Here is a 15,402-nt window from a genome sequence, read left to right on the forward strand (position 1 = left end):
GTGCGCAACATCATCAAGATCTCCGCCGCCGTCGCGGCCGCCGCCACCCTCACCCTCGGCGCCACGGCGTGCAGCGCCCCCTCCGACAGCTCCTCCTCCGGCAACAAGAAGAACGACGCGAGCTCGCCGCTCGTCGTCGCCGCGAGCCCCACCCCGCACGGCGCCATCCTCAACTTCGTCAAGGACAAGCTGGCGGAGAAGGAGGGCCTGAAGCTGGAGGTGAAGGAGCTCAACGACTACACCCTGCCGAACCAGCTCACGGACAAGGGCGAGGTCGGCGCCAACTTCTTCCAGCACAAGCCCTTCCTCGACGAGTTCAACAAGAAGAACGGCACGCACGTCGTGCCCGTCGTGAACGTCGCGATCGAGCCCCTCGGCCTCTACTCCAAGAAGATCGACAAGCTCTCCGACCTGAAGTCCGGCAACACCGTCGCCGTCCCCAACGACCCCTCCAACCAGGGCCGCGCGCTGAAGCTGCTCGCCGACAACGGCGTCATCACCCTCAAGGCCGGCGCCGGCGCCACCGCCAAGCTCGCCGACGTCGAGGACAAGAAGGGCCTCAACCTCACCGAGCTGGAGGCGCCGCAGATCGCCCCCCGCCTCGCCGACGTCGACGCCGCGGTCATCAACGGCAACTTCGCCATCGGCGCCAAGCTCAAGCCCTCCGAGGACGCCCTCGCCCTGGAGAAGGCCGACGGCAACCCCTACGCCAACTTCCTCGCCGTGAAGCAGGGCAACGAGGACGACGAGCGCGTGAAGAAGCTCGCCAAGCTCCTCAACTCCGACGAGGTCAAGAAGTTCATCCAGGACAAGTACAAGGACGGCTCCGTCATCCCGGCCTTCGGCCCGGTCAAGAGCTGACGCCCCGCCGGGCCGCGGCCGCCCGGCCCGGCCGCCGACGCCCGTACGGGCCTGGGCCCCGCCCCCGCGACATGCGGGCGCGGGGCCCAGGCGCTTGGCGCACCCACGCGTCGATGCTGCATGCTGGTGCACTCAAGAGCCAGGACCCTTCCCCGGAGTCACCTCCGGATCCCGTCCCGAGCACCACCCGCCCCGGCGTTGGAGCAGCACATGACATCCACCTTCCCGGACATCTCCATCAGTACGGACCGGCTGGTGCTGCGCCCGTTCGAGGCCGAGGACATCCCCGCCCTCGCGGAGATGATGGGCGACGAGCTCGTCACCGCCTGGACCTGCGCACCGCACCCCTACACCACCGTCCACGCCCGAGACTGGGCCCTGCGCGAGGCCCCCGCCGAGCGCACCCAGGGGCGCGGAATCGTCTTTGCGGTCACCGAGTTCCTCACCCACCGCCTCGTCGGCTGCGTGCACCTGCACCACACCGACTGGCGCACCCTCTCCGCCGAGATCGGCTACGTCGTCGCCCCCTGGGCCCGCGGCGAGGGCTACGCCTGCGAATCCGTCCTCGCCGTCGCCGAATGGCTCTTCCGCGACCAGCGCTTCGAACGCCTCGAACTGCGCACCGCCGCCGACAACACCGCCTCCCAGCAGGTCGCCCAGAAGATCGGCTGCATCAGCGAGGGCGTCCTGAGGAACGCCTGGATAGCGCGCAGCCGCACCGAGGACGGCGGCTGGACCGAGATCCGCACCGACCTCATCGTCTGGAGCCTGCTGCCCGAGGACCTCGACGAGGCGCTCGAACAGCACGCCGGCGGCACCGGCTACGCCGGCGCCTTCCCCGACTGGCGCTGACCCGCCGCACCCCGCGCTCGCCTCCGGCCCGCACCGGCCGGGGTACTCTCAGCCTGCCCGTACCCGCCGAGGGCACCGACCCGCGACAAGCCCAGGAGAATGACGACGATGGCCGACCGGGTCACGGTGATCGGGTGGGACGGCTCGCCACTGACGGACGCGGCCCGCTCCGCCCTCGCCGCCGCCACCCTCGTGGCCGGCGCGGCCCACCACCTGGCACTGCCCGAGATCCCGCCCACCGCCGAGCGGATCAGGCTCGGCAGCCTCGACCTCGCCGCCCGCCGCATCGCCGGCCACCGCGGCGGCGCCGTGGTCCTCGCCGACGGCGACCCCGGCTTCTTCGGCGTCGTACGGGCCCTGCGCGCCCCCCAGCACGGCCTGGAGGTCGAGGTGGTGCCCGCGGTCTCCGCCGTCGCCGCCGCCTTCGCCCGCGCCGGCATGCCCTGGGACGACGCCCAGGTCGTCGTCGCCCACAGCCGCGACCTGCGCCGCGCCGTCAACGTCTGCCGCGCCCACACCAAGGTCGCCGTCCTCACCGCGCCCGGCGCCGGCCCCGCCGAACTGGCCCTCCTCCTCGGCCCCGTCCACCGCACCTTCGTCATCTGCGAGGAGCTGGGCACCGAGCGGGAACAGGTCACCGTCCTCACCTCCGACAAGGTCGCCGACCACAGCTGGCGCGACCCCAACGTCGTCATCGTCATCGGCGGCGCGGGCACCGGCGCCGGCGTGGGCGGCGGACAGCCCGCCGCCCAGGGCTGGGGCGCCGTGCGCACCCGGGCCGGCGGCGGCTGGATCGCCGGCCGCGACCCCAACTACCCGCCCGCCGTCCGCGGCTGGGCGCTGCCCGCCGACGCCTACGGCGCGGGCCTCGGCGAGGGCGAGTCCGCCGAACTGAGGGCCGCGCAACTCGCCCGCCTCGGCCCGCGCGTGGGCGACCTCGTCTGGGACATCGGCTCCGCCGGCGGCGCCGCCGCCGTGGAGGCCGCCCGCTTCGGCGCCGCCGTCATCGCCGTCGACCGCGACGCCGACGCCTGCGCGCGCACCACCGCCGTCGCCCGCCGCTACGGCGTCCAGCTCCAGGTCGTCCACGGCACCGCGCCGCTGGTCCTGGAGGACCTCCCCGAGCCCGACGTGGTCCGCGTCGGCGGCGGCGGAGCCCCCGTCGTCGCCGCCTGCGCGGCCCGCCGCCCCGAGCGGATCGTCGCCCACGCGGCCACCCGTGACGACGCGGAAGCCATCGGCCGGGCGCTCGCCGAGGGCGGCTACGCCGTCGAGTGCGCGCTGCTCCAGGCGGTGCAGCTGGACACCACCGCCTGGACCGAGCGCGAGCGGTCCGTGGCCTTCCTGCTGAGCGGGCGCCTCACCCACCTGTGACCTTGCTCCGCCGAGCGCGGGGTAGGCTGGCGGATCGTTGTACCGCCCCTCGGTGTCCGACACCACAGTCGTCAATGTCCCGAACGCACCCTCCTCTTGGCGGGAGCACGGCAAGGTAGGGGCGGGCGACAAGCAACGTGCCGCAAGGCATGGACGCTCGTTCTTGACTATGGGCGTGAGCGGTTGGAAGGAGCACTACCGATGGGCGAGGGGTACGCATGACCGACACCGGCCAGTTCCCGGGCGAGGGACAGCCGGAGAACGCAGGCGCGCTGCCCGGCCACCCGTTCCCCACGGACGCCGTAGCCCCTGCCGATCCGGGTGCCCCGGCCGCTTACACCTTCCACGACCATGTGGAAGGCGGCGAAGCGGACGGCGCCGAGGAGGACGACCTGCTGCTGATGCCGGGCGCCCAGGGCGCCTGGATGGAGCAGCCGCCCGTCCAGGGCGGTACGCACGAGACCGGCGGCCGTGACACGGCGTCCGTCGACTACGGTGACGTCCGGACGCCCGCGCAGGCCCCGCCCGCGGCCCCCCGGCGCCCGCTGCACATGGGCCCGCCCGTGCCGGACCCCACCGGCGGCGTCGTCCGCTCCCTGGCCGACCGCGGCCCCGCGGCCCCGCACCCGGCCCCCGGCACCCCCGTACAGCCGCCCGTGACCCCGGTCCCGGGCCCCGAATACCTCGACACCGTCCAGGGCGCCCCCGAGGCCCCGGACGTGTCCGCGGTGCCGCGCCTCGGCGAGGTCCCGCAGCAGCAGCCGGGCACCTGGGACGCCCAGCCACAGCAGGCCCCGATGGCGCCGCAGGCCGCCGTCCAGGCGCCGGTCGCCGAGCCCGTCGCCGACCACGCGGCCGGATACGCGGCCGACCCCGCCGTGGCGTTCGTACCGCCGCAGGCCGTGCCGGCCGACCGGGACACGGCGCAGCCGATAGTCGCGGAGGACCCCGCGCCGCAGGCCGCCGCACCGGTGACGCCGGAGCAGGTCGCCGTGGCGGCCCCCGTGGTGGAGACCCCGCACGTCGCACCGGTGGAGCCGGCTCCGGCCGCCGACGCGGTGGCGGAGGCCGTCGCGGCCCCCGCCGAGGCGGTCCAGGCACAGCCCGCGCCCGCCGCCACCGAACAGCTCCAGGCCGCCGCGGCCCCGGCGCCGGCCCCCGAGGCGGTGCCGGCGGTCGCCCAGCCCGTCGCGGCGGCGCGGCCCGTCGCCGAGGCGCCGGTCGCCGCCGAGCCCCCGGCGGTTGTCGAGGCCCCTGTGGTCATCGAGACCCCGGCCGTTGCCGAGACCCCGGACGTTCCCGAGGCTCCGGCCGTCGAGCAGCCGCAGGCGCCCGCCGTGGTGAGCGCACCGGCCGAGGCCGCGCAGGCGGCACCCGCACCGGTGACGGACGCGATGCCGCAGGCCCTGCCCGTGACGGAGGCGGCCCCGGCCGAGCAGCCCCAGGCCGTCACCGCCCCGGTGGCCGACGCCCCGGCGCAGCCCACCGTGGCCGCCGAGGCGCCCCAGGCCGTGGCCGCGCCGACCGCCGAGCCCGCTCCGCAGGCGCAGCCCGGCGGGGAGGAGCAGGCCGCACCGGTCGTGGACGTCCCGGCGCAGGAGACCGTCATCGTGACCGGCGCGCCCGTGCCGCCCGCCGCCGTCGCGGTGCCGCGGGCGCAGCCCGTCGACCAGCAGGCCGACATGACGCGGCAGCAGGTCGCCACGGTCCCGGCCGAGCAGGCACCCGAGGCCGAGGCGCAGCCGGTGGCCGTGGCTCCGGCCGAGACGGTGGCTCCGGCGCCCGTCACCCCGGTCGAGGCCCCGGCCGCCGAGGCCGCGCAGCAGCCGGTGGTACCCGTCGTGACCCCCGAGGCCGCGACCCCCGCCGTGGAGACGACGGCCCCGGAGCAGCTCGCCGAGGCGGTCCAGGCCGACGCGCCGCAGCAGCCGGCGGAGACCGCTCCGGCCGAGGCGCAGCCCGCCGTGGCCGCCTCCGAGCCCGTGGCGGTCCAGGTCCCGGCGGCCACCGCGCCGCAGGAGCAGCCCCCGGCCGCTCCGGCCGAGGAAGCCGCGCCGGTGACCGAGGCGGCCGTCGTGGAGCCCGTACCGGCGGCGGAGGCCCCGGCGGCGGAGCAGCCCGCCGCGGAAGCGGAGGTGGCGGCTCCGGTCGAGCCTCAGGCGGCGGACGTCCCGGAGCAGCCCGCTCCGGCGGAGGTCCCGGCCGCCGACGCCCCGTCACAGGAGCCGCTCCCCGAGGCCGTAGCGCCCGGGACGGCCCCGGCGGACACCACGCAGGTGGAAACCGCCCCGGCCGCCGCCCCGGCCCCGGAGCAGCCCGAGGTCCCGGCCGCGACCCCGGCCACGCCCGCACCCCAGATCTCCGACGACCTGTCACAGGAGCAGCCCCCCGTGGCCGGTACGCCCGTGATCACCCCGGCGGAATCCGCGCCGCAGCCCACGCCCGTGGACGCCGCCCCGGTGGTGGAGCAGCGGGCGCCGGTGGAGACGCCGGCGACTCCCGAGGCCCCGGAGACGGCCCCGGTGACGGAGGCGCCCGTGGAGGCGACCGCCGAACAGCCGACGGAGGCCGTCGTCGCCGACGAGGCACCCCAGGTCCCGCAGGCCCTGGAGCAGACCGAGCTCACCGAGCCCGCGACGCCGGCCGCCGAACTGACCGAACCGGCCGAGGCTGCCGAGCCGACCGGCCCGGCGGCGGTCGGGTACGGCGACGCCGAGCGCGACGCCGTGCACCGCGTGATGCGCGAGCGCCGGGACATCCGCAAGGGCTTCCGCCGCGACCCCATCCCGCACGAGGTGCTGCTGCGCGTCCTGGAGGCCGCGCACACCGCGCCCAGCGTCGGGCACTCGCAGCCCTGGGACTTCGTCGTCATCCGGTCCGCGGAGACCCGGCAGGCGATGCACGAGCTGGCCGCCCGGCAGCGCGACGCGTACGCGAAGTCGCTGCCCAAGGGGCGGGCGAAGCAGTTCAAGGAAATGAAGATCGAGGCGATCCTCGACACGCCGGTCAACATCGTCGTCACCGCCGACCCCACCCGGGGCGGCCGCCACACGCTCGGCCGGCACACCCAGCCGCAGATGGCCCCGTACTCCTCCGCGCTCGCGGTCGAGAACCTCTGGCTCGCCGCCCGCGCCGAGGGCCTCGGCGTCGGCTGGGTCAGCTTCTTCGACGAGCGCGAGATGGTCCGCGAGCTCGGCCTGCCCGAGCACCTGGAGGTCGTGGCCTACCTCTGCGTCGGCTACGTCGACGAGTTCCCGGACGAGCCCGAGCTGATGCAGGCCGGCTGGTCCAAGCGCCGGCCGCTGTCGTGGGTCGTGCACGAGGAGGAGTACGGCCGTCGCGCGCTGCCCGGCGAGGAGCCGCACGACCTGCTCTCCGAGACCCTGCGGGGCATCCGCCCGCTCGACGCCAAGGCGCTCGGCGAGGCCTGGGAGCGCCAGAAGCGGATGACCAAGCCGTCCGGCGCCCTCGGCATGCTGGAGATCATCTCCGCGCAGCTGTGCGGCCTGTCGCGCAAGTGCCCGCCGCCCATCCCCGAGCCCGCCGCCGTGGCGGTCTTCGCGGGTGACCACGGCGTGCACGCCCAGGGCGTCACCGCGTGGCCGCAGGAGGTCACGTCGCAGATGGTCGCCAACTTCCTGGGCGGCGGCGCCGTGTGCAACGCCTTCGCCGCGCAGGTCGGCGCCGAGGTCTGCGTCGTGGACGTCGGCGTCGCGAGCGAACTGCCGAGCACGCCCGGCCTGCTCCCGCGCAAGATCCGCCCCGGCACGAGCGACATCACCGCGGGCCCGGCGATGACCCGCGAGGAGGCGCTGCGCGCCGTCGAGGTGGGCATCGAGACCGCCCGCGACCTGGTCGCGGCGGGCAACAAGGCCCTGCTCACGGGCGAGATGGGCATCGCGAACACGACCGTGTCCGCCGCGCTCGTCGCCGTCTACACCGAGACCGACCCGGCCGAGATCACCGGCCGTGGCACGGGCATCAACGACGAGATGCACGCCCGGAAGATCGACGTCGTCCGGCGCGCCCTGGAACTGCACCAGCCGGACCCGAAGGACCCGATCGGCGTCCTCGCCGCGATCGGCGGCCTGGAGCACGCGGCCCTCGTCGGCCTGATCCTCGGTGGCGCGTCGCTGCGCACGCCGGTGATCCTCGACGGTGTGAGCGCGGGCGCCGCGGCGCTGGTGGCGCGGGCCATCGCCCCCGAGGCGCTGGCGGCCTGCATCGCCGGCCACCGCAGCGCCGAGCCGGGCCACGTCGCCGCGCTCACCAAGCTGGGCCTCCGCCCGCTGGTCGACCTCGACCTGCGGCTGGGCGAGGGCACGGGCGCACTGCTGGCCCTGCCGATCGTGCAGAGCGCCGCGCGCGCGATGCACGAGGTCGCGACGTTCGACTCGGCGGGAGTCACGGAGAAGGGCTGACGCGCGGGCCGCCGCAGGCCCGTACGCCGCCGCGGCGTACGGGCATCCGGCATCCGGCATCCGGCACCCGGCACCCGGCATCCGGAGGCCCGACCACCCGCAGCCCGCTGACGCGCCCGGCGCCGGAATCGGAACCGGACCGGCCGCGGTCGACCGGCCTACGCCGCCCCGAGGCTGCCGCCCACCGGCAGGCGGGCGCATCGCGGCGCGACAGCGCGACGTACGGGCGTGACGCGGCCGCCGTCTCTGTCCGCGAGCCCACCCCGCGCTGTCAAAGCCCGGGCGCGCGGGCACGCTCTCGGAGACCGGTCGTCCCCGCGGTAGGGGACCCACCGGCCGGAGGGGGCGGGGCGGGACGGGCCCTGGAGAGGGCGTGAAGCATGATTTGCGGCGGCTTGGGGGGCTCGCTCCACAGGTGACCTCACCCGCCGTAAATCATGCAGCCCCGGAAGGGCCTGTCCCGCCCCGCCCCCGACCCGCCCGCGCACCGTAGGGTGTCCCCACCAGCGCATTCGCCCACGAGGAGACCCGCACCCCCATGGCCGAGCACAACGAATCCGCCGCCTACCCCGTCGGACTGCGCCTCGCCGGGCGCCGCGTCGTCGTGCTAGGCGCCGGCCAGGTCGCCCAGCGCCGGCTCCCCGCCCTGCTCGCAGCCGGCGCGGACGTGCTGCTGATCTCCCCCTCGGCCACCCCCTCCGTCGAGGCCATGGCCGAGGCCGGCGAGCTGCGCTGGGAGCGCCGCCGTTACCGCGAGGGCGACCTCGCGGACGCCTGGTACGCCCTGATCTCCACCGACGACCCCGACGCCAACCGCGCCGCCTCCGCCGAGGCCGAGGCCCACCGCGTCTGGGCCGTCCGCAGCGACGACGCCACCGCGGCCTCCGCCTGGACCCCGGCGACCGGCCGCGTCGAGGGCGTCACCGTCGCCGTGCTCACCGGCTCCGACCCCCGCCGCTCCGCCGCCCTCCGCGACGCCGTCGTGGAAGGCCTGCGCGACGGCTCCCTGACCGCACCGCACCACCGCGCCCGCGGCAAGGGCGTCTCCCTCGTGGGCGGCGGCCCCGGAGACCCCGACCTCATCACCGTCCGCGGCCGCCGGCTGCTCGCCGAGGCCGACGTCGTGATCGCCGACCGGCTCGGCCCCCGCGACCTGCTCGACGAGCTCCCGCCGCACGTCGAGGTCATCGACGCGGCGAAGATCCCGTACGGCCGCTACATGGCCCAGGAGGCCATCAACGAGGCCCTGATCGAGCACGCCAAGGCCGGCAAGGCCGTCGTCCGGCTCAAGGGCGGCGACCCCTACGTCTTCGGCCGCGGCATGGAGGAGGTCCAGGCCCTCGCCGAGCACGGCATCCCGTGCACCGTCGTGCCCGGCATCTCCAGCACCATCAGCGTGCCCGGCGCCGCCGGCATCCCCGTCACCCACCGGGGCGTGTCCCACGAGTTCACCGTCGTCAGCGGCCACGTCGCGCCCGACGACCCGCGCTCGCTGGTCGACTGGGAGGCCGTCGCCCGGATGCGCGGCACGCTCGTGCTGCTGATGTCGGTCGAGAACGGCGGCGCCATCGCCGCCGAGCTCGTCCGCCACGGCCGCGCCGCCGACACCCCCGTGGCCGTGGTCCAGGAAGGCACCACCGCCGCCCAGCGCCGCGTCGACGCGACGCTCGCCACCCTCGGGGAGCGGATCGCGGCCGAGGGCATACGCCCGCCGGCCGTCATCGTGGTCGGCGATGTGGTCAAGGTCGGCCCGGCAGCCGAACGCTGAACCCCGGCACCGCACCACCGCACCACCACACCACCGCACCGCACCGCACCGAGGACGACGAGACCCCAGCATGGCCGAGCTCATCACCATCGAAGACCCCGACGACCCGCGCCTGCGCGACTACACCGGCCTGACCGACGTGGAGCTGCGCCGCCGCCGCGAGCCCGCCGAGGGACTCTTCATCGCCGAGGGCGAGAAGGTCATCCGGCGCGCCCGCCAGGCCGGGTACGAGATGCGCTCGATGCTGCTGTCGGCCAAGTGGGTGGACACCATGCGGGACGTCATCGACGAGGTGCCCGCGCCGGTCTACGCGGTGAGCCCGGAGCTCGCCGAGCGGGTGACGGGCTATCACGTGCACCGCGGCGCCCTGGCCTCCATGCAGCGCAAGCAGCTCCCGGAACCGGCCGAGCTGCTGCGTGACGCCCGGCGCGTCGCCGTGATGGAGAAGGTCAACGACCACACCAACATCGGGGCGATCTTCCGCAGCGCCGCCGCCCTGGGCATGGACGCCGTCCTGCTCTCGCCGGACTGCGCGGACCCGCTCTACCGGCGGTCCGTGAAGGTGTCCATGGGCGCGGTGTTCTCGGTGCCGTACGCGCGCCTGGAGACCTGGCCCCGCGACCTGGAGACCGTCCGCGAGGCGGGCTTCCGGATCCTCGCCCTCACCCCGGCCGAGCAGGCCCTGTCCCTGGACGACGTCGCCCCGCACCGGATGGAGCGGGTCGCGCTCATGCTCGGCGCGGAGGGCGAGGGGCTGTCGGCGCGGGCGCTGCGGGCGGCGGACGACTGGGTGCGCATCCCGATGGCGCACGGGGTGGACTCGCTGAACGTGGGCGCGGCGGCGGCCGTGGCGTTCTACGCGGTGGCGACGGGCCGGCCGACGGCCTGAAACGCCCGAGGGGGCTCCGCACGGAGCCCCCTGGAAATCCCTCGGCGAGGGGCCCGACGTTCACCGAGCCCCGACGACCGCACCAGGCCCTAACCAGCGGCCGCGGCGTCCTCACCGTCGGGCCGGGCCTCAAGAGCGTCCACACCCACGGACACCACCGGTTCCACGGACATCACACGGTCCACGGACACCACCGGCACCCGGGAAACCTCCCCCGCACTGTGCGCGGGTCCCTGACACCCCTGGGCCACCGCGATCCCCAGCGCCACCAGCAGCGTCACGACCACGAACACCGTCAGCCGCTGCCGCAGCAGCCGCCGGTCCGGCCCGGGCCGCCGCGCCCCCGAGCCCGTACGCGCACCAGGGCGCGCCTTGCCGCGGGCCGCGCCACCGGCGGCCCCGCCGCGCGCCGCACCGCCACGCGCGGCGGAGCCGGGGCGCCGGGCGCCGGGCGGGCGGCCCGTCGCGGGGCGCTGGGCCGGGGGCCGGGCCTGGTCGGGGTGACGGCCGGGGGCCGGCGCCTGCGGGCGCGGCGCGGGGGCCTGGAGGGTGCGCCGCTCGGTGCGCTGCTCCGCGTACTGCGCGGCGCGCTGGCCCGACGGACGGTCAGGCTGACGGGCGGCGGGGGGCCGGCTGTCCGGCAGGCCGTGCGCCTCGCGCGCCGCGATCTCCTTCAGCCGCAGGGACAGCTGGAGGGTGCTGGGCCGCTCCTCCGGGTCCTTGGCGAGGCAGGCGTGCACCAGCGGCGCCAACGCGTCCGGTACGGCCATGAGCTGAGGTTCCTCGTGCACGACGCGGTAGAGCATGACCTCCGAACTGCCCTGGCCGAACGGGGAGTCCGCCGTCGAGGCGTAGGCGAGGGTCGCGCCGAGCGCGAAGACGTCCGTCGCGGGCGTCACGGCCGCGCCGCGCACCTGTTCGGGCGCGAGGAAGCCGGGGGAGCCGACCGCCGTGCCGACGTGGGTCAGGGTGCTCGCGCCGGTGGCCCAGGCGATGCCGAAGTCGATGATCCGGGGGCCCTTGGGGGACAGCAGGATGTTCGACGGCTTGAGGTCGCGGTGCACGACCCCCGCGTCGTGCACGGCGAGCAGACCCTCGGCCAACGCGGCCCCGATGGACGCGGTCTGAGCCGCCGACAGCGGCCCCTCCTCGTTCACCTTGTCGTGCAGCGAGGGGCCGGGTACGTACTGGGTCGCGAACCAGGGGCGGTCCGCGTCGAGGTCGGCGGCCACCAGCCGTGCCGTACAGCCGCCGCGGATGCGCCGGGCCGCGGACACCTCACGCGCGAAGCGCGAACGGAACTCCTGGTCCTCGGCCAGGTCCGGCCGGATCACCTTGAGCGCCACCCGCTGCCCGCGCCGGTCGGAGCCGAGGTACACCACACCCATGCCGCCCGCGCCGAGCCGGCGGTGGAGCCGGAACGAGCCGACGACTCGCGGGTCCTCGCGCCGGAGCCGCATCATCGCCATGTTCATCCCCGCTGCCCGGTCCGTCTGACGTGGCCCAGCTTACGGATTGACGGGCGGGCGCGCTGATAGGCCGCGCATGCGTCGGCAACCGGTTTGCCGGCGTGTGCGCGGAACGGCGACGGCCGGGTGCGGGGCGCCGGTTGCCGCGCGGCGGGTGCCGGCCGAGTGGCCAAGGAGCCGTCCCGGCAGGGGGTTTGGGCGCCGGCGACGCGTCCGGAGGCCGCGGACGCGGGAGGCGGAAGAGGCGCGTGAGGCCCGTGAAGCGGTGGGGGAGGGGGCCGGGGAGATGGGGATGATCTTGATGTGCGGGGGAGCGGCGGAAGTGAGCGAAGTCACCCGGGACGGCGGAAGTGCGCGGAGTGAGGGCTTCCGGGGCGACCCCTCCGGGAAGACCCCGGGGTCCCGGCCGCCCGTCTCCAACCAGAGGAGTAGCCGCCCCCGGATCCGCTCATCCTCGGGGAGGCCCGCGAGCGGTACGCACGCATGACGACCGGCCCGCCGGTCCGCCCCTAATGTGGTGGAAGAGCGGCGGGTGGAGTACTCGTCCCCCGAGGTCATACGCCCGCCGCTTGCCCGGCACGACGGGCGCGACAGGCACGGCGGACAGACATACCAAGCACGGCACGACGGCACGGGAAAGGCGAGGAGAGGGACGATGGCGGACATCGCGGGGCGCACGGTGAGGGCGCGCGGCCGGCAGGCGGCGGACGCCTTCGGCGCCGGCCCGTCCGGCACCCGTCACCCGCTCGTCGCCGCGGCCATGGTGCTCCCCCTCGCGGCGTTCCTCGCCGTGCTCTTCGGCGGCTGGGACGCCGTCGTCATCCAAGCGTCGTCCGTAGCCGGAATGCTGGGGCGCTGAGAGGCGCCCCGGGCCCGGGAGAGCGGCCCGGGCCGGGGACAGTCCCGGTGATCAACCCCGTGGGGACGGGGGTACGGCGGACGGCACGACGGGCCGGGTACCTGGGGAGGTACCCGGCCCGACGCGCGTCCGCACCCGAAGGCAGGGCCTGCCGGCACCGGAGCGCACGGAACGCGAAACGGGATACGAAAACGGGACACGAAAACGGAACGCAAAAGACGGAGGACCGGAGCTCATGGCCCCGGCCCTCCGCCGATCATGTGCGCGATACTGGGATTGAACCAGTGACCTCTTCCGTGTCAGGGAAGCGCTCTCCCGCTGAGCTAATCGCGCGGGGAGATCCGCGAGGATCTCGGTGGACGATACTGGGATTGAACCAGTGACCTCTTCCGTGTCAGGGAAGCGCTCTCCCGCTGAGCTAATCGTCCGGGATCGCACCGCGTTTCCGCAGGTGCAGCGTGCGCGATACTGGGATTGAACCAGTGACCTCTTCCGTGTCAGGGAAGCGCTCTCCCGCTGAGCTAATCGCGCGGGAAGGTCCGTGAGGACCTTGGTGGACGATACTGGGATTGAACCAGTGACCTCTTCCGTGTCAGGGAAGCGCTCTCCCGCTGAGCTAATCGTCCTTGGAGGTGGAGACGGGATTTGAACCCGTGTAGACGGCTTTGCAGGCCGTTGCCTCGCCTCTCGGCCACTCCACCAGGAGTGAGGGGGTTCGGGAAGATCCCCCACAGCGAGCGGACGACGAGACTCGAACTCGCGACATCCACCTTGGCAAGGTGGTGCTCTACCAACTGAGCTACGTCCGCAGTGTCTGCCCGGTCCGCTTCCGCGTCCCGGCGACGTGTTGAACTCTAGCGGATTCCAGCGCCAGCTCAAATTCCGTTTCCGCAGCGTGCTGCCGTGATTGTCCGTCCCGGCCGCATCACCCGCCCCCGCCATAGACTCGATGACGTGCGCAAGCCCCCTCCGACGTTCCCCCCGACGTCCTCCCCGACGCTCCCGCCGATGGCCCGCTTCGGCGGCCTCCTCGCCACCGACCTGCGCGATGTCACCCGTGATCCGGCGGCCCTGGACTCCACGGGCTGGTGGGCCGTGGTCGCGGACTTCGAGGGAAGGACCGTGTGCGCGCGCTTCGGCGACGTCCGCCCCGCACCGGCCCCCACCGCCGTGCCCGGCCACTGGCGCGGCCCCGCCCGCGAGGACTGGACCAGCTCCCTGGACCGGGACGCCTACACCGCGGGCGTACGGCGCATACGCGAGCACATCGCGGCCGGCGAGGTCTACCAGGCCAACCTCTGCCGCGTCCTCGGCGCACCGCTTCCCCCCGCCCCCACCGGCGCCCCCGCCGACATCGACGCCCTGACCGCCCTGCTGGCCCGCGGCAACCCCGCCCCCTACGCGGGCACCGTCCGCCTCCCCGCGCACGGCGTGGAGGTCGCCACCGCCTCGCCCGAGCTCTATCTGCGCCGCACCGGCCGCGTCGTCGAGTCCGGGCCGATCAAGGGCACCGGCCGCACCGAGGCGGACCTGCTGGAGAAGGACCACGCCGAGAACGTCATGATCGTGGACCTGGTCCGCAACGACCTCGGGCGTGTCTGCGCCACCGGCTCCGTGACCGTCCCCGCGCTCTGCGCGGTCGAACCCCACCCCGGCCTCGTCCACCTCGTCTCCACCGTGCGCGGCGAGCTCGCCCCCGGCACCGGCTGGGCGGACCTCTTCGCCGCCACCTTCCCGCCCGGCTCCGTCACCGGCGCCCCCAAGGCCAGCGCCCTGGAGATCATCGGCGCCCTGGAGACCGCGCCCCGCGGCCCGTACTGCGGCGGCGTCGGCTGGGTCGACGCCGACCGCGGCACCGGGGAACTGGCGGTCGGCATCCGCACCTTCTGGATCGACCGCGCGGCCGGCCCCGCGCCCGTCCTCCGGTTCGGCACCGGCGCCGGGATCACCTGGGGCTCCGACCCCGAGCGCGAGTGGGCCGAGACGGAGCTCAAGGCGGCCAGGCTGCTCGCGATAGCGTCGGGCACACATCAGCCGCTCGAAGGGACGAAACGGTGAAGATCTGGCTGAACGGCTCCCTCCGCGACCCCGACAGCGCCCGCGTCTCGGTCTTCGACCACGGGCTGACCGTCGGCGACGGCATCTTCGAGACCCTCAAGGCCGAGAACGGGCGCCCCTTCGCGCTCACCCGCCACCTCACCCGGCTCGCCACCTCCGCCCAGGGCCTCGGCCTGCCCGAGCCCGACCTCGACGAGGTGCGCCGGGCCTGCGCCGCCGTCCTGGAGGCCAACCCCATGCCGCTCGGCCGGCTGCGCGTCACCTACACCGGCGGCCTCTCCCCGCTCGGCTCCGACCGCGGCACCGGCGGACCCACCCTCTGCGTCGCCCTCGTCCCGGCCGACCCCCGCCCCGCCGCCACGGCCGCCGTCACCGTCCCCTGGACCCGCAACGAACGCGGCGCCCTCACCGGCCTCAAATCCACCTCGTACGGCGAGAACGTCGTCGCCCTCGCCCGCGCCCGCGCGCAGGGCGCCACCGAGGCGCTCCTCGCCAACACCACCGGCGCCCTCTGCGAAGGCACCGGATCCAACGTCTTCGTCGTCCTCGACGGCGAACTGCACACCCCGCCGCTCACCTCCGGCTGCCTCCCCGGCATCACCCGCGCCCTTGTGACCGAGTGGACCGGAGCCGCGGAGACCACCCTCCCCATGGACGTCCTCGACCGCGCCGAGGAGATCTTCCTGACCTCGTCCCTGCGCGACGTCCAGGCCGTCCACCGCCTCGACGGACGCGAACTGCCCACCGCCCCCGGCCCGGTGACCGCCAAGGCCATGCGGATCTTCGACGAGCGGTCGACGGCCGACCTCGATCCGTAAAGGGCGTGACGCGCGGCCGCACGGCAGGTACAA

The 15,402-nt window shown here is 75.1% G+C and carries 10 protein-coding genes and 6 tRNA genes; 9 read left to right on the forward strand and 7 right to left on the reverse strand.

What is annotated here, in order from left to right:
* The 6 genes from SMD11_RS26975 to SMD11_RS27000 all read left to right on the forward strand — a co-directional run bounded on the left by SMD11_RS26975 (position 1) and on the right by SMD11_RS27000 (position 10,165).
* Positions 1-861, forward strand: coding sequence for a MetQ/NlpA family ABC transporter substrate-binding protein (locus tag SMD11_RS26975; RefSeq protein ID WP_199843961.1), 861 nt, complete (start codon positions 1-3; stop codon positions 859-861).
* Positions 862-1,071: 210 nt separating this feature from the next.
* Positions 1,072-1,713, forward strand: a complete 642-nt coding sequence (locus SMD11_RS26980) for a GNAT family N-acetyltransferase (RefSeq protein WP_087928923.1) — start codon at positions 1,072-1,074, stop codon at positions 1,711-1,713.
* 108 nt (positions 1,714-1,821) lie between these two features.
* Entirely contained in the window at positions 1,822-3,087 is a 1,266-nt protein-coding gene (gene cbiE, locus SMD11_RS26985; RefSeq protein ID WP_087928924.1) for a precorrin-6y C5,15-methyltransferase (decarboxylating) subunit CbiE, read from the forward strand.
* Between the two features lie 218 nt (positions 3,088-3,305).
* Positions 3,306-7,508, forward strand: coding sequence for a nicotinate-nucleotide--dimethylbenzimidazole phosphoribosyltransferase (gene cobT / locus SMD11_RS26990; RefSeq protein ID WP_087928925.1), 4,203 nt, complete (start codon positions 3,306-3,308; stop codon positions 7,506-7,508).
* A 538-nt stretch (positions 7,509-8,046) separates the two neighbouring features.
* Entirely contained in the window at positions 8,047-9,276 is a 1,230-nt protein-coding gene (gene cobA, locus SMD11_RS26995; RefSeq protein ID WP_087928926.1) for a uroporphyrinogen-III C-methyltransferase, read from the forward strand.
* 70 nt (positions 9,277-9,346) lie between these two features.
* Entirely contained in the window at positions 9,347-10,165 is an 819-nt protein-coding gene (locus SMD11_RS27000) for a TrmH family RNA methyltransferase (RefSeq protein ID WP_087928927.1), read from the forward strand.
* Positions 10,166-10,254: 89 nt separating this feature from the next.
* Here the strand turns inward: SMD11_RS27000 and SMD11_RS27005 are convergent, their stop codons facing one another.
* Positions 10,255-11,634, reverse strand: coding sequence for a serine/threonine-protein kinase (locus SMD11_RS27005; RefSeq protein ID WP_087930754.1), 1,380 nt, complete (start codon positions 11,632-11,634; stop codon positions 10,255-10,257).
* Positions 11,635-12,289: 655 nt separating this feature from the next.
* On the opposite strand from SMD11_RS27005, the gene SMD11_RS27010 reads away from it, so the two are divergent.
* The gene (locus SMD11_RS27010; protein ID WP_087928928.1) at positions 12,290-12,493 is read left to right on the forward strand and encodes a hypothetical protein; all 204 of its coding nucleotides are present in this window, start codon (positions 12,290-12,292) and stop codon (positions 12,491-12,493) included.
* A 261-nt stretch (positions 12,494-12,754) separates the two neighbouring features.
* On the opposite strand, the gene SMD11_RS27015 is transcribed toward SMD11_RS27010, so the two are convergent.
* The 6 genes from SMD11_RS27015 to SMD11_RS27040 all read right to left on the reverse strand — a co-directional run bounded on the left by SMD11_RS27015 (position 12,755) and on the right by SMD11_RS27040 (position 13,302).
* Positions 12,755-12,826: transfer RNA gene (locus SMD11_RS27015), tRNA-Val, on the reverse strand.
* A 23-nt stretch (positions 12,827-12,849) separates the two neighbouring features.
* Positions 12,850-12,921 (reverse strand) — tRNA-Val (locus SMD11_RS27020).
* A gap of 31 nt (positions 12,922-12,952) precedes the next feature.
* Positions 12,953-13,024, reverse strand: a tRNA-Val gene (locus SMD11_RS27025).
* Positions 13,025-13,044: 20 nt separating this feature from the next.
* Positions 13,045-13,119 (reverse strand) — tRNA-Val (locus SMD11_RS27030).
* 1 nt (position 13,120) lies between these two features.
* Positions 13,121-13,194: transfer RNA gene (locus SMD11_RS27035), tRNA-Cys, on the reverse strand.
* A 35-nt stretch (positions 13,195-13,229) separates the two neighbouring features.
* A tRNA-Gly gene (locus tag SMD11_RS27040) sits at positions 13,230-13,302 on the reverse strand.
* 199 nt (positions 13,303-13,501) lie between these two features.
* Between SMD11_RS27040 and SMD11_RS27045 the strand changes: the two genes are divergently transcribed.
* Both SMD11_RS27045 and SMD11_RS27050 read left to right on the forward strand, forming a co-directional pair.
* On the forward strand, positions 13,502-14,551 hold the full coding sequence (locus SMD11_RS27045) for a chorismate-binding protein (RefSeq protein ID WP_087928929.1): 1,050 nt from the start codon (positions 13,502-13,504) through the stop codon (positions 14,549-14,551).
* The gene (locus SMD11_RS27050; RefSeq protein WP_087928930.1) at positions 14,548-15,369 is read left to right on the forward strand and encodes an aminotransferase class IV; all 822 of its coding nucleotides are present in this window, start codon (positions 14,548-14,550) and stop codon (positions 15,367-15,369) included. Before SMD11_RS27045 ends, SMD11_RS27050 begins: the two co-directional genes overlap by 4 nt.
* Positions 15,370-15,402: the final 33 nt, after the last annotated feature.

The sequence above is a fragment of the Streptomyces albireticuli genome (genome assembly GCF_002192455.1).
Classification (GTDB): Bacteria; Actinomycetota; Actinomycetes; order Streptomycetales; family Streptomycetaceae; genus Streptomyces; species Streptomyces albireticuli_B.